This is a genomic window from Fulvivirga sedimenti (genome assembly GCF_020328055.1).
Genome location: NZ_JAIXNE010000003.1, coordinates 237,444 through 253,454 on the forward strand (window position 1 = coordinate 237,444; position 16,011 = coordinate 253,454).

11 protein-coding genes are annotated in these 16,011 nt (G+C 44.6%); 10 read left to right on the forward strand and 1 reads right to left on the reverse strand.

The window, feature by feature from the left end; all coding sequences use genetic code 11:
- Nucleotides 1–158: 158 nt before the first annotated feature.
- Nucleotides 159–995, forward strand: coding sequence for a VOC family protein (locus LDX50_RS13370; RefSeq protein WP_225697801.1), 837 nt, complete (start codon nucleotides 159–161; stop codon nucleotides 993–995).
- A gap of 3 nt (nucleotides 996–998) precedes the next feature.
- Here LDX50_RS13370 and LDX50_RS13375 read toward each other — a convergent pair whose 3' ends face one another.
- The gene (locus LDX50_RS13375; protein ID WP_225697802.1) at nucleotides 999–1,955 is read right to left on the reverse strand and encodes a DUF4421 domain-containing protein; all 957 of its coding nucleotides are present in this window, start codon (nucleotides 1,953–1,955) and stop codon (nucleotides 999–1,001) included.
- Nucleotides 1,956–2,144: 189 nt separating this feature from the next.
- On the opposite strand from LDX50_RS13375, the gene LDX50_RS13380 reads away from it, so the two are divergent.
- The 9 genes from LDX50_RS13380 (at nucleotide 2,145) to LDX50_RS13420 (ending at nucleotide 15,974) form a co-directional block, all read left to right on the forward strand.
- Nucleotides 2,145–3,047 carry an ABC transporter ATP-binding protein gene (locus LDX50_RS13380; RefSeq protein ID WP_225697803.1) on the forward strand — a complete coding sequence of 301 codons (903 nt, stop codon included), beginning with the start codon at nucleotides 2,145–2,147 and terminating at the stop codon, nucleotides 3,045–3,047.
- The gene (locus LDX50_RS13385; RefSeq protein ID WP_225697804.1) at nucleotides 3,037–6,645 is read left to right on the forward strand and encodes an ABC transporter permease/M1 family aminopeptidase; all 3,609 of its coding nucleotides are present in this window, start codon (nucleotides 3,037–3,039) and stop codon (nucleotides 6,643–6,645) included. Before LDX50_RS13380 ends, LDX50_RS13385 begins: the two co-directional genes overlap by 11 nt.
- A gap of 102 nt (nucleotides 6,646–6,747) precedes the next feature.
- Complete coding sequence (locus tag LDX50_RS13390) at nucleotides 6,748–7,557, forward strand: PhzF family phenazine biosynthesis protein (RefSeq protein WP_225697805.1); 810 nt, start codon at nucleotides 6,748–6,750, stop codon at nucleotides 7,555–7,557.
- Nucleotides 7,547–8,323, forward strand: coding sequence for a M23 family metallopeptidase (locus LDX50_RS13395; RefSeq protein ID WP_225697806.1), 777 nt, complete (start codon nucleotides 7,547–7,549; stop codon nucleotides 8,321–8,323). The genes LDX50_RS13390 and LDX50_RS13395 overlap by 11 nt, the downstream gene beginning before the upstream one ends.
- Before the next feature lie 74 nt (nucleotides 8,324–8,397).
- Nucleotides 8,398–9,063 carry a response regulator transcription factor gene (locus LDX50_RS13400; protein WP_225697807.1) on the forward strand — a complete coding sequence of 222 codons (666 nt, stop codon included), beginning with the start codon at nucleotides 8,398–8,400 and terminating at the stop codon, nucleotides 9,061–9,063.
- 5 nt (nucleotides 9,064–9,068) lie between these two features.
- Entirely contained in the window at nucleotides 9,069–10,454 is a 1,386-nt protein-coding gene (locus LDX50_RS13405) for a sensor histidine kinase (RefSeq protein WP_225697808.1), read from the forward strand.
- A 69-nt stretch (nucleotides 10,455–10,523) separates the two neighbouring features.
- Entirely contained in the window at nucleotides 10,524–13,652 is a 3,129-nt protein-coding gene (locus LDX50_RS13410) for an efflux RND transporter permease subunit (protein ID WP_225697809.1), read from the forward strand.
- The gene (locus LDX50_RS13415; protein ID WP_225697810.1) at nucleotides 13,645–14,865 is read left to right on the forward strand and encodes a TolC family protein; all 1,221 of its coding nucleotides are present in this window, start codon (nucleotides 13,645–13,647) and stop codon (nucleotides 14,863–14,865) included. Before LDX50_RS13410 ends, LDX50_RS13415 begins: the two co-directional genes overlap by 8 nt.
- On the forward strand, nucleotides 14,862–15,974 hold the full coding sequence (locus LDX50_RS13420) for an efflux RND transporter periplasmic adaptor subunit (protein ID WP_225697811.1): 1,113 nt from the start codon (nucleotides 14,862–14,864) through the stop codon (nucleotides 15,972–15,974). Before LDX50_RS13415 ends, LDX50_RS13420 begins: the two co-directional genes overlap by 4 nt.
- Nucleotides 15,975–16,011: the final 37 nt, after the last annotated feature.

The window sequence follows — 16,011 nt, forward strand, 5'->3', positions numbered from 1 at the left end:
TGAATTCGTAGAATATGTTAATTGGATCATAACATATTTATGTCTGCCCAATAACCCAAGTCATTTGTCCTTTATTTCTGAAGGCAAGATTAAATAGTTATATATCGTCGATGTTTTTTCTATTTTTAGGGATTAAACCTTGATCAAGCTACTACATTATGCTAAAATTCAGCCTCATTCTCATCCTTAGCGTTTGCTGTATGACTGCCTTTTCACAACCTGCACCTATTCCGGGAAAATTTGTTCACTCAGTTTATTTCTGGCTGAAAAACCCCGACAGCGAATCCGACAAGAAGGAGTTTTTGGCTTCACTTGAAAAATTCATACAAAGCAGTAAATACATAACTTCCTATCACATTGCCCCACCTGCAGGTACCCCGCGGGAGGTGGTTGATAATTCCTATACCTTCAACCTTGTCGCAACTTTCGAAAGCGCCGAGCTGCAGGATCTCTACCAGAAGGAAGATGTGCACCTGACCTTCATCGAGGAAGCCAGCCACCTTTGGGAGCGGGTACAAATTTATGACTCCTATCCGGGCCGCGACCTGAAGCCTGATTTTGTTCGGAGCGACATACAGGTCGGAGTGGTCGTCAGTGACCTTGAAAAATCGGTGAACTTCTATACGAATGTTTTGGGGATGGTGAAAACGGGTGAATTCTCGATCGATGAGGATTTCGGCAAACGTTCCGGACTAAGCAATGGTGAGCCTTTCGATGTGGTGGTTTTAGGAACCTCGGATAATCCATCAGCCAGTCAATGGAAAGTAATGAGTTTTAAAAATCCTGCACGACAGGCAAAGAATAATCACATTCAGGATCACCTGGGCATGCGATACATTACGCTTTTCGTGAACAACCTCGACACACTGCTGAACAGACTTGAAGCAGCTGGCATTGAATTACTTGGCGAATCGCCCACTTCGCTGCCCGACGGTCGCCGCTTTGTGCTCATCCAGGATCCGGATGGAATTTTCATTGAATTGATTGGTAATTGATAATCAGTTCGGCGAATTCTTTTTGAACCATTGATTTTTATGAAAGCGATAGGCTACAATAAATCTCAGATTACCTGTATTCAGAAGGTTTCGGTAATTATTACTAACCTGTACGCGTTGGGTTACGAAAAATGCACTTACCGTAAACCTGTTGGAATTGTAGCCGATAGCGGTTTTTAAGCCCAGATCAATACAAGCATAGCTTTCACGGAATTCGTCATTTTCTGCACCCAGCTTATAGTATCCAATACCCAGGTGCGCTGTGGCTGAAATCAGGAAAAAAAAGTGTTCTTTCAACACAAATTGATGGGCGTAACCACCGTTCGGACCAATTTTAAAAAAATCCAGTTCATCATATTCAATTAACTGTTCTACTTCAAATGAACCAGGAATAAGACTGCTGTCTGCCTTTACTTTTCCAAAAAAGAAGTCTCCACCCAGAATCCAGGTACCTGCAGATCGCTTCTGATATTCGGAATTCATCATCGCAGCCCGAAAAGAGAATTTCCGGTGATTAAAAATGTATTGATAAACCGCGCCAAATTCACGAACCTGTAAATCTTCCCTCAGATATTTTTCTCCGGATGCGGTCGTGTAGTCTTTCAGGTAATAACCCCGGTAAAACTGACCGAACAAATCGATATTCATTTTTCCCAGGTATTGATGTGCCTGCAGGTCGAGATACCTTGTTTTACCCTTGCCCTGATCGGGGTTCATGAAATCGAATCCATACGCCAGGTTTAACGTAGCCCATTTATAGGTGGCACCAATACCAAGATTACGCGTTGTATTTGGAAGATATTTGAACGTTTGATCTACCAATAATGGATAGCTAATATTGAAACCCGTGTATTTCCTTGAAAAATAGAATCTGGCCGTTACCTGGTCCGGAAATGTTTGTATATACGTCGTATCAATATCAGAGAATACTTTATCCTGTGCTGTTAATGAACGACTCAAGGAGAGTAATACTATGATTACACTAAATAGTATACAGGATTTCACTGACCTGAAGTTAATATTTATTTCGGGAACAACGAATCGTCAGCATACCTCACCGTTCACAGGTTAAAATTGGCTGTTCACTAAAGTTTCGATGGAAAATGAAGTTTCTGGGTGTATGTTCGGAAGAACTGAAAATATGAACCCATGCAGCTAACCATTTCAAATCTTTCTAAAACATATTCTAATGGCATCCAGGCACTTAAGGATGTAACCCTGACAATCCCTCAAGGTATGTTTGGATTACTCGGCCCCAATGGTGCCGGAAAATCAAGTCTCATGCGAACCATTGCCACTCTCCAGGAACCGGATTCCGGCGAAATTACCCTCGGCGATATTGACGTGCTACGGCAAAAAGATGAAGTCCGTAAGGTACTCGGATATCTGCCGCAGGAATTTGGTGTATACCCTAAGATATCAGCCGAGGTTTTACTGGATCACCTCGCAATTCTTAAAGGCATCTCAAACAAGGGAGAACGTGCAGATCTTGTGGAAGCTTTATTAAAGAAAACCAATCTCTATCAACACAGAAAAAAGAACCTGGGAGGTTTTTCTGGTGGAATGAAGCAACGATTTGGTATCGCACAGGCGTTGCTTGCAGACCCAAAACTGATCATCGTGGATGAACCTACCGCGGGACTTGATCCGGCGGAACGAAACCGTTTCCATAATCTCCTGGCTGAATTGGGGGAAAATACAGTAGTGATCCTGTCAACCCATATCGTAGATGACGTACGTGAACTATGTACCGATATGGCTATTATACACCAGGGTCAGGTACTGTTAAAAGGAAACCCCGCGGAAGCTATTGATGCAATTAAAGGAAAGATCTGGCGGAAACGGATTGAAAAAGGTGAGATTGAGGGCTACCGTTCACAATATCACGTCATTTCTGAAAAAATGTTTGCCGGACAGCCGGAAATACGTGTAATGAGCGATCTTCAGCCGGACCCCTCCTTCGAGGCGGTGGAATCACATCTTGAGGATGTTTACTTCACAACCATCCTGTCGGAGAACTCAACCGTAAACGAGGAGAACTATGTGGCTTAAGATTCTTGCTTTCGAACTCAAATACCGCTTCAAGCGGCCGGCAACCTATATTTATTTTGCCATACTGTTCCTGCTCTCATTCCTGGCAATATCCACCGACGTGGTACAGATTGGCGGTGGAGCCGGACTGGTAAAGGAGAACGCGCCTACAACCATCGCTACCATGATGGCCATTTTGGCCGCCATTTTCATGATGATCCCGTCTGCCATCATGGGGGTTGCTGTCCTTCGTGATTATGAACACGACATGGCCTCCATCATGTTCGTGAATCCGATTTCAAAATTTGATTACCTGGCAGGACGATTTGTAGGGTCATTCATCACGCTTCTTTTTGTTTTCAGCGGTATCCTGTTTGGATTCATCCTCGGTGAATTCATGTGGTGGAGAGATGTTGACAAACTTCTTCCCTTCAGTCTCTGGAATTACCTCCATCCTTTCGTCTGGATAGTTATTCCGAGTCTGTTTTTCTCGGGAGCCATCTTTTTTGTCAGCGGGGCGCTTTCGCGAAAAATGGTGTATGTATACCTCCAGTGGATTATTTTATTCATTGTATATCAGATTACAGCCATTCTTTTCGAAGAGATAGATAACCGGAGCCTCGCATCAATACTTGATCCGTTTGGGATCAGCACCATAAACGTGGAAACACAATACTGGACAGTGGATGAAAAGAACAGTCTTACCATTCCAATCGCCGGGGATTTCCTGTTAAACCGGATTCTTTGGACCACCATTGGAGTGCTGGCACTGATCGGCGGATACTTTGCTTTCAATTTTAACGTGGTACGCTCACGAAAAGGCCGAAAAATTCAAAGGGCGGTTAAAGACGCGGTGGCAGCCACCATACCGATTCCGGCAGCAACACAGCTTTTTGGCTTCAAAACGACTTTGAAACAACTCACAAGTCAGACCTGGTTCTATTTTAACCAGGTATTAAAAAGTATTCCCTTTCAGGCCATCGTCTTTTTCGGGATGTTCATTCTGATTGTGAATTCGTTTTACATGGGTCGCACATTTGGTACGTATACCTACCCCACAACGTACCTGATGCTGGAGCTTATCAGCGGTTTCCAACTGTTCATGATGATCATCCTGGTCGTTTACAGCGGTGAACTCATATGGAAAGAACGGGAAGTAAAGATCAACCTGATCTATGATGCCATGCCTGTGCGGGATATGACCAATTTGCTGGCAAAATTCTTTGGCATGGTCCTGATCTACGTCACACTTCTGCTGGCACTGATCGTGACGGCAATTATTATCCAGGCAGCACGAGGATATTATAACTTTGAGCTGGGTGTATATTTCTCGACACTATTTAGTGACACACTGTTCTTCCTGATTCTGTTTACCATGCTGGCATTCTTCATCCAGGTAATGGTCAACAATAAATTCCTCGGTTACGCGATGATGATCGTTTTCTTTATTTCGACCCTCGTATTAACGAATTTGGGTGTTGAACACCGGTTATTCAGGTTTGGCAGTTCCGATCTGGGTCCTTACTCCGATATGAACGGTTTCGGTCATTATGTACCCGGATTCAGCTGGTTCAATGTTTACTGGTTCGGCCTGGCAACCCTTCTGTTTGCAGTCGCTACTTTGTTTGCTGTCAGGGGGTCTGAGGCACTGCTGAAGATCCGATTCCGAATAGGAAAACTCAGACTATCAAGGTCACTATCTATTTTTATTATGACCTCCGTTATCGTATTCCTGCTCTCCGGATGTTATATATTTTATAACACCAACATGCTGAATAAATATCAAAACTCAGATGACCAGGAGGAATTGCAGACAGATTATGAAAAAGAGCTGAAACAGTATGAATACCTGATTCAGCCCAAGATCACCGATGTTACCATGGATGTAGATATCTACCCGTATAATCGTGATTATGAGGCAACAGGTAGCTATATATTGAAAAATAAAAGTAATGAACCTATTCGGGACATTCATGTTCAGCTGAGTACAGATTTCCAGATTCATACCGATACCATCTATTTCGACAGACCGGCAGTATTATCTGAGAACTTCAGCAAATTCGGGTATCGGATTTACTCATTGAATCAGGCACTCGAACCAGGTGAAGAAATGGAAATGCATTTTAAGACCTCTTTCATCACACGAGGATTCGTTGAGGGCAGTCCGAATAACACCGTCGTATTCAACGGAACTTTCTTCAATTCGTCTCAATTCCCATCGCTCGGATATAACGAAGGATTCGAACTATTCTCCGACAGCGACCGTAAGGATTATGATCTGAAACCAAAGGACAGGAATCTTGACCGGGATGATCCAAGAGGGCTGGCAAACAGCTTTTTCGGAGATGACGCCGATGGCATTATGTTCGAAATGGTGGTAAGCACAAGCCCGGACCAGATTGCCATTGCTCCGGGTTACCTGCAAAAAGAATGGGAAGAAGGTGACCGGCGATACTTCCACTACAAAATGGATGTACCCATGGCCAATTTCTACAATGTAGTTTCAGCACGGTACGAAGTGATGCGGGATAAAATGACGATTCCGCTTGACAGTGGTGAGAAGGAGATCGCTCTTGAAATATATTATCATAAGGGCCATGAATATAACCTGGACCGTATGATGAAAGCCATGAAGCAATCGTTCGCCTATTTCTCCGAAAATTTCTCGCCGTATCAATATCGTCAGATGCGAATTATGGAATTTCCCAGGTATTCAAGTTTTGCGCAGTCATTTGCCAATACTGTTCCTTTTTCCGAAGGCATTGGTTTTATGCTGGAGATAGAAGATGATGATGATGTGGATGTCGCCTATTTTGTAACGGCTCATGAACTCGCTCACCAGTGGTGGGGACATCAGATCGTACCTGCGAATGTGCAGGGAGCCGCCATGCTTTCTGAGTCTCTCTCACAGTATTCGGCTCTTATGGTAATGAAGAATGAATACTCCATGGAAAATATGAAGGAGTTCCTGAAGGAAGAGATGAACAGGTATCTTTCAGGACGGTCTGGCGAACAAAAGCGTGAAATGACCCTTACAAAGGTGGAATCACAAAACTATATCCATTACGGAAAGGGTGCGGTAAACATGTTCGCATTACAGGATTATATTGGCGAAGACAGTGTTAATACGGCATTACGGCGTTTTGTGGAAGAATGGCATGCCTATGGAGACAAGGACCGTTATCCGTCAACCAAGGACCTCATCCCCTACCTCAGAGATGTTACTCCCGATAGTCTGCAATTTCTTGTTACGGATCTCTTCGAAAAAATAGTTCTTTTCGAGAACAAGGTTAATGAGGCTTCCGTCGTTAAGAAGGGAGATCAGGAATGGGAAGTAACACTGGATTTGAGTGCAAAAAAACTCGAGGCCGATACGCTTGGTACGGAAACCGAGGTTCCTATCCGGGACTGGATCGACATTGGGGTATATACCTTCAAGGACGGCAAGGAACAACTTACGTACCTCAAAAAACACAAGTTTGAGAGTAATGAACAAACGATTACTATAACAGTGAATGAGGATCCGGTAAAAGCGGGAATAGACCCGATTAATAAACTAATAGACCGTAACCCGACTGATAATACCAAAGCTGTCACCTTCAGTGATGAAGGTACCTGATAAACCGATTGGTTTTTGTTTAGGAAACGCCCCTTTGAATGAAGGGGCGTTTTATTTTTCCAAACCCTTGGTGAGAAATTGAGTTACCAGTAATTTAATGGTATGGAAGAATTCTCAATTTACACGGTATTTAATCAGCCCAAAGCGGGATTACTCGGAAATACGGCGGCAGTGGTTTACCAGGAAATTATGCCTTCAGGTGATTATATGCAACGGCTTGCCGCCGACCTGAATCAACCTGCAACAACCTTCATTGCTCCTGCAGGTGACGATGTTCATTACCTGGTTCGATGGTTTGCACCTGATGCAGAGATCGGATTGTGTGGGCATGGAACGCTCGCTGCCATAGCTCATCTCGCAAATGACACCAGCACAACTGTCCGTTTGATTGCGGGTGAACAAAAATTATACGGTCAGATCACTGCTGAATCGCAAGCAGTCATGGAACTCGATTCGATCCTGGTGAGCGGACAAACTGACGCCCCTGACGGACTTCAGGAAGCACTTGGCAAACAAATCGTCGGGTATTTCCCGACTCCAAACAAAGATATCGTTCTTCTGGAAACTGAAGAGGACGTTTTTAATATGGAGCCCGACTTCGCCGCCCTGCGGCAAATCAAAGTCTTTGGGTACGCTGTAACCGCCCCCGGTAATGTAGCGGATTTTGTAAGCAGAACACTTGTGCCCCATGTTCAACAACTGGAGGATCATGCCACCGGGTCGTCCCATGCTGCTCTCGCCCCATTCTGGGCAGAACGCCTCGGGAAGACGGAACTGAAAGCGGTTCAACTCAGCCCAAGGGGTGGATATTTTAAATGCCAGGTTCAGTCAAATACGACTCGCCTGCAAGGCTATTTTCAAAAAATAGCAACCGGAAAATTAACCGTATCCGAAGTTGCCAATGTCGGATAAGTGCATTATCCTTTTCCTGTTATTAGTTTCGCTCTGTAATATCTCATTCTCGCAGGTCACTTTTGAAAAGAGTATTTCAGAGGAGAAATTTATACTTAAAGCTAAAAATGAATTACCTGTTGATATCAGACTGATAATCAAAGATTCAACAAATATTAAGACATATTTATTACCTTCCGGAAATGTGCCTGAGACTGTGCTTGAGTTGCCTCTGAAAAATCAGCCGGATACTACGGCCATTCTTGATTCTTTTAATTTCACCGTGCGGATCGGAAGTGGAGAACAGTTAAAAATCAAACGGTATAGGTACACGCTTCCTTTCAAGGAAGGAAGCCGTTATAAACTCATCCAGGGATTTAATGGTGCTTTCTCACATGACTCAGAAGCCAGCAGGTATGCGCTGGACTTCTCGATGCCTGTCGGAGATACTGTCTGCGCTGCACGGGGCGGGATGGTGGTCTGGACCGAGGACCAGTTTGAAGAAGGGGGCAACGACCGCAACCTGATCAACAAGGCGAACAGAATCCTCATCATGCACGATGACGGAACCATCGGCTTCTATGTGCATTTGGTGAAAAATGGCGTATTGGTGAAAATTGGAGAAAAGGTTGAGGAAGGCGACCCTATAGGATTAAGTGGCAATTCCGGGTTTTCAACCATGCCACACCTTCACTTCGCTGTGCACGACGATGACCAGTCAATACCCATTCGATTTAAGCAACAACCCCGGAAACTGGTAACGGGAAATTATTATGTGAATCAGTGATTTGGTTTGATCTTTTAAGGGAATATTAAGGTGTCCTGATTGGACATCGGGTTATTTCATGCGTATTTTGGAATATGAGAATTCTCATTGTGGAAGATGAACCGGGTATAGCGTCATTTCTTAAGGAGGGACTTGAGGAAGAGGATTTTAGCGTGGATCTTGCAGGGGACGGTGAGGACGGATTGAAAATGAGCCGGTCTGCCAACTATGACATAATGCTCATCGATTGGATGCTTCCAAAACTATCCGGTCTGGATCTGTGCAAAGAAATACGAAAACGTGACAAGAACGTCCCGATCATATTTGTAACTGCGCGGGATACCCTGGAGGATACCGTTGCAGGACTAAAATCAGGGGCAAATGATTATATCAAGAAGCCGTTCCATTTTGAAGAACTACTGGAACGAATACGCGTTCAATTGCGACCCATCCAGCGAACTGGGGAAGCATACAAACATGGTAGCCTTACCCTGGATACGGTAAAGCATTCAGTAGATCATGATGGAAAGCCCGTGAGTCTCACGCAGAAGGAATTCGCCCTGCTGGAATACCTTTTGAAGAATAAAAACAAATTATGTTCGCGCAAGGATATCATCAGAGACGTTTGGGACATTCATTTTGAATACGACACGGGTGTGATCGATGTCTACATCAACTCGTTGAGAAAGAAACTCGGACTGGATGTTTCCGGGGACTTTATTAAAACCGTCCGTGGATTGGGCTATATTATCGAGGATTAGGAGGTATGTCATACAGAAACAGGATTGCATTTAATTTCTTACTCGCCACCGCGTTAATAATGGCACTTGTCTTCGCGATGGTTTACATGATAGTTCGAATTAATGTATATGAGCACCTGGATAATGACCTGGAATACGAAGCCCGGAAACACGAGAAAGAGGTGATGTACGTAGATAACCAGGTAGTCTTCATCAATAAAGCAGAATGGGAAGAACGGGAACACCGCGAAGTACAGGTTAATCCTGTATTTATTCAATTACTGGATGATACGAAATCAATAACCGATAAGTCACCCAATCTTAAAACTGATTCATTAACACTTCGAACGGAAATTCCAGCATATGAGCATCACAGTGCAAGTCTTCAGGGCAAACCCATCCGACAGGTGTATATTCCTTTGGAAAAGGACGGAAATGAAACCGGCTATCTGATCGCGGCCATCCCACTGGAAGATGCACAGCTTGTTTTATCCAGTCTGAAAAGGATCTTACTCACCTCCTACCCGCTTATTCTCCTTTTTCTGTTTTTCAGCACGCGCATGCTGGCTGGAAAAAGCATTGAGCCTGTGCAGACTATTACAAGTACCGCAGACCGGATTACACGTAAAAAGCTAAACGAGCGCATTCCACTGCCAAAGTCACGCGACGAGATTTATACATTAACCAATTCGATCAATGATCTCCTGGACCGGATTGAAGGCGCTGTGATCCGGGAAAAACAATTTACTTCGGATGCTTCTCATGAGTTGCGAACACCTCTCTCTGTTATGAAAGGAACATTGGAAGTATTGGTCCGAAAACCACGGACGAGCGAAGAATATCAGGTAAAAATATCGGAAATGATCAATGAAGTTGATCGCATGTCCGTCATGGTGGAACAGCTCCTCCTGCTGGCCCGGTTTGACAACATGACAACATCGGTTAAGAAGCATCCGGTGCTATTGAATGAGATTGTTGATGAAAGTATCCTCCACTTCAGAACAGAAATTGAAAACTCAAATCTCTCCATCAGAATTTCAGACCCTGATCAGGTCACGGTCACTTCCGATCCCACATTGCTTCAGATTGCCATGGACAATCTGATTTCCAATGCCGTAAAATATTCCGAAACCGGTGAGGAGATCAGTATAGTGATTGGAAGGAAGAACGATCTACCCTTCATCTGTATCAGGAATTCAGGAAATTCAATTGCCATGGAGGATCGCGAACATATCTTCCAACCCTTTTTTCGCGGGAACATTACCCACCAGAAAAAACACCGTCCGGGACAAGGACTGGGATTATCGATTACCAAAAAGGTCTGTGATGTTTTGCAAATCGAAATTGAGCCAAAATTTGACAGCGCTGATGCAATTTCCTTTACACTAATATTTAATGAAAGTGAAAATTAAGAAAGCTTTAAGCATTAATAAGGCCATTGACAACGCTCATATTATAATTTTATGATCTAATTACGCCACATGCTCGACTCAATAATACGCTTCAGTCTTAAAAACAAACTTCTGATATTTTTAATGATATCGGGTATTTTGGGATTTGGACTTTACGCCATATACAATATTCCAATTGGTGCGGTGCCGGATGTGACCAATAACCAGGTTCAGGTAATTACAACTTCAAGAAGCCTTTCAACGGAGGACATTGAAAAATACGTAACCTACCCTGTCGAACTTGAAATGGCCAATTTGCCCGGTGTAAAGGAAATTCGTTCTATTTCAAAATTTGGTTTGTCGGTCGTTACAGTTGTATTCGATGATGATATGGATACATATCTGCCGCGCCAGTTAATCGCAGAAAAGCTTAAGAATGCAGAATCCATAATTCCCAGTGGTTTCGGAACGCCTGAAATGGGACCTGTAACAACGGGTCTGGGAGAAATTTATCAATACGTGCTGGACGTTGAACCTGAATACAAGGATCAGTATTCCATTACCGACCTGCGAACAATACAGGACTGGATCGTAAAGCGGCAATTGTCCGGAATACCCGGCGTGGTTGAGATCAATACCTGGGGAGGTTACCTGAAGCAATATGAGGTGGCCATAAATCCGGAACGGCTCAGGTCGATGAATATCAGCTTGCTGGAAGTATTTAGTGTGCTTCAAAAGAACAACAGCGTCGCTGGTGGCGGGTATATTGAAAAGGGCGGAGAAAGTTATTTTATCCGTGGCGAAGGCCAGATAGAATCTCTGAATGACATCAACAACATCGTCGTTACCATGCGCGCTGGTAATCCTGTATATATCCATGATATCGCAGAGGTAGGTTATGGCAATGCTATTCGCTTTGGGGCCATTACCGGCAATGGAGAGGGTGAAAAAGTTCTTGGTCAGGTTATGATGCTGAAAGATGCCAACTCAAAAGCGGTTATCGGGCGTGTTAAGGAGCGGGTTGCTGAAATTCAGGATAATCTTCCTCCGGGGATTTTTATCAATCCATTCCTGGAACGCAGTGTCCTGATAGAAAAAACCACCCATACGATCATCGAAAACCTGGTACTCGGTTGTTTGATTGTAATTTTTGTAGTGGTCCTCCTGCTGGGTAATCTCAGATCAGGTTTGATCGTAGCCTCCATTATTCCGTTAAGCCTGTTATTCGCACTGGGAATGATGTTCATTTTTGGCGTGGATGCAAACCTGATGAGCCTTGGAGCCATTGACTTCGGAATTATCATCGATGGGGCCGTCATTATTGTGGAATATATTGCATTTCGAATTGCCCAGAATTCTGATCAGCTTACTGGTTTAAATAAGGCCGACCGTCGCGTCGCGATGGATGATGTGACGTATAATGCCACTTCACGACTGATGAATTCTGCGATTTTCGGTCAGCTGATCATTATAATTGTTTTTATTCCCATCCTTTCGCTTTCGGGTGTTGAGGGCAAAATGTTCCGCCCGATGGCCCTTACCTTCAGTTTTGCGCTTATTGGCACCATGTTGCTCTGTTTTACGTATGTACCGGTCATGTCGTCGTTGTTCATCCGACCCGGCAAACAAACAGATAAAAATATTTCAAGGCGACTTATCCACTGGATACAACGGCAGTATGAGCCTGTGATTACTTTTTCACTTAAAAACCGGAAACTGGTACTGGCAGCTGCTTCAGCAGCATTGGTTGCTACCGGCTTCATCTTCTCTACCATGGGCGGTGAATTTGTACCTACACTGGATGAAGGGGATTTTGTGATCCAGCCCGTACTGAAAACAGGCACGTCCCTGGAACGGACGGTGGAGATTATGACCGACATTGAAAATATTCTCCGGCAATTCCCCGAAGTGGATCAGGTTGTCACCCGAATCGGAGCCGCTGAGGTTCCCACCGATCCGATGTCAATGGAAGAATGTGATGTTATCATTACACTGCTTCCGAAAGAGAATTGGGTAACGGCCGATACCAAAGATGGGCTTGCCGAATCATTTAAGGAGGCCTTATCGGCTTTGCCAGGAATCGATTATGAGTTCACCCAACCCATCGAAATGCGTTTCAATGAGCTTATAACCGGGGTTAGGGCCGATCTGGCCATTAAAATATTCGGTGAGGAAATGGATGTGCTGAATGAACTGGCCCAAAAAGTTGAAAGCCTGATAGAGAATGTAGAAGGAGCTTCGGATATCACAACGGAAAAGGTCGTAGGCCTTCCGCAAATGACCGTCCGGTATTACCGAACAAAGATCGCGCAGTATGGATTGAATATTTCTGACCTGAATCAAATGGTTGCCCTAAGTTTTGCGGGATTAACGGCCGGAAGCGTTTATGAGGGAGAAAAACAATTCGACCTGGTGATCCGCTTTCAGCAAACCTTCCGGAAGGATATTGATAACCTGCGGAATTTATATGTTCCGCTTCCTTCGGGCGGACAAATACCTTTACGCGAGCTTGCCACCATTGATTATGCGACAGGTCCGGCCAAAATTTCCAGGGACAACACACGGCGACGGATTGTAGTCGGCGTAAATGTACGAAACAGGGACCTGGAATCTGTCGTGGAGGAAGTGAGCGGTATCATAGATGCGAATGTTCAATTACCCGTAGGATATTCTGTCACTTACGGGGGACAGTTTGAGAACCTGCGTTCAGCGCGCGCACGTTTAATGATTGCTGTTCCCGTTGCCCTGCTCTTGATTTTTATCCTGTTATACCTTGCCTTCAATTCCCTGCGAGATGCCTTAATGGTTTACAGCGCCATACCCCTTTCTGCTGTTGGTGGAGTTCTTTTGCTCTGGATACGTGGCATGCCCTTTAGTATCAGCGCAGGTATCGGGTTCATTGCTTTGTTTGGTATAGCAGTTTTGAATGGTATTGTTCTTATTGAGCATTTTAAAAAACTTAAGGATGACGGCCACAGTGATCTGCGGAAACGAATCATCAAGGGAACCAGGGAGCGCTTACGGCCTGTATTGCTTACAGCATCGGCTGCTGCACTTGGATTTCTGCCGATGGCTGTTTCAGGGTCTGCCGGCGCCGAGGTGCAACGTCCGCTAGCGACTGTAGTAATCGGTGGATTGATCTCCGCAACCATGCTTACGCTTGTTGTTCTTCCAATTCTTTACTCCTATTTTCATAAACCTCAGGATACCCATGAATAAACAGATCTCTTGTACCTTTATCCTGATATTGATAATTTCCGTATCTGCACCCCTTGCCGCGCAACAGGACAGCGTCATCCTCGATCTGCCCGAAATCATTGACCTTGCTATACAGAATAATGCCAGTCTTCGGGCCGGTGCTCTTGAAGTCGACCGGCAGGAAGAACTGGTTCGCCAGGGGTACAACTGGGATAAAACAGGCCTGTTCTACCATTACGATGAAAATAACATCGCCGAGAATGGTTTCCCGGTACGCGTATGGGGTGTTCGGCAATCCTTTGCATTCCCAACGGTATATAATGCCAGTAAGCAGGCACTAATGGCAAACGTTTCCTTAACCCGGCATGAATATACATTGCGCGAATTCGAACTGAAGAAACAGGTTTCCAGGGCTTTTCATCAACTGGGATATTATTCCGAACTCCAGAAACGTTTTGTCTACCTCGACAGCCTCTACCGTAATTTCTCAACAGCTGCCCGCAGAAGATTTGAAACAGGCGAGAGCAATTACCTGGAACGGATTACGGCAGAAGCGAAGATGAAAGAAGTTGAACTGATGATGAACAAGAACCGTCAGGAACTGGCCTCGGCCCGGCTCGAACTTCAGACCCGTATCCAATCCGACAGCCTTATCGGTATCCCCGATGACAGTTTCAGGAAAACAGTACCACCCCAATCCGCTGAATTTTCGATTCATCCCGGAGTCGAGATTTGGAATGCATATGAGGAAATGGCCGACTGGCAAACCCGTACCGCCCGGAATCAGCTTCTTCCCGACTTGCAGCTATCCTATTTTCAGGGAACGAATAATCAGCCGGAGTCAAAGGTTTATCAGGGCTTTGAAGTAGGTATCGCAGTTCCATTGCTCTACGGCACGCAGAAGGGCCAGATCCGTGCAGGAAGAATCCAGCAGAACATTTATTCACGACAGAAAGAAAATTATTTGATCGGACTGGAATCACAGCAGAAAATACTTCAAAATAAACTGGCCCAGATCCAGGAATCACTGGATTACTACGAAAACAACGGACAAACGCTGTCAAGAGAGATAATCAGAGCCTCGGAAAGAAGCTTTCAGGAAGGCGAGATTGATTATTTTCAGTTTATTCAAAGCATTGACAATGCAGTTCGCATTGAGATGACCTACCTTGAAAGCCTGCTGAATTATAACCTGACGGCTGTTGAATTACAATACCTTACTAACAAACCATGAAATACGGAACGTTATTATTTATACTAATCCTGGCATCTTGCGGACCTCAAAACGGGGAGCCGGCGAAGAGCGAACCAGCGGGAATAATTCCGGCAACTCAGGATCTCTCATTCAATGAAGAACAACTTGCCGCACGTAACCTTAAAATAGTACAGCCTGATAATTTCAATTTTGGGAATTACGTTCGCGTTAATGGCTATATCGATGTTCCACCGGAAGGCCGTGCGTCGGTTAGCGCCTTCTACGGCGGTTATGTAAAAAGGCTGGAATTAATCCCGGGGCAAACAATTAAAAAGGGAGAGATTCTGATGTCCCTTGAAAACCCGGAATACCTGGAAATGCAACAAGAATACTTGAGCACACTTGATCAAATGACCTATCTATCAGATGATTATGAAAGACAAAAGACGCTCATGGATGAAAATATCACTTCTAAAAAATCTTTCCTGAAAGCAGAATCAGAATACTTAAATGCACGTGCCCGGCTGGAAGCTCTCCGGCAGAAACTAACCATGCTGGGTATCTCCGTCTCTGATGTAACCAGCGGAAAATTCACACCCGTCGTTCATCTTCGGTCACCCATTTCCGGTCATATCACCGAAGTACAGGCAGTAATCGGCCAATACCTGCCCCCTGCTCAACCAGCGGTCAGCATTGTGAATTCAGATCACATTCACCTGGAACTGCAGGTATTTGAAAAGGACCTTACTAATATCAGTATCGGACAGCCAATCCGCATGAGGCTTCCCTCTGCGGGTGATACGACTACCTACCATGCTTCCGTTTACCTGGTAGGCAAAAATATTAGCGGGGATAACAGGATTGCACTGGTACATGCCCACCTGAATAATGAATCTGATGAGGAAAAATTAACACCCGGCATGTATATCGAGGCAGACATACTAATCTCCGAAGAGATCAAACCATCATTGCCTGCACAAGCCATTCGCAGATCAGGTGACCAGGCATATATACTGGCTTCTGACGACGAAAAATGGCCCAAAACATTCCGGAGGATGGAAATACGGATTGGAAAGGAAACCGACTCTCACACTGAGATCCTGTCTGAACTGGAACCAAACCTCTGGGTTCTGACGGGTACCATATAATTTTTTTCAGGCTTTCATTAAACCTTTGTTTGCGGGC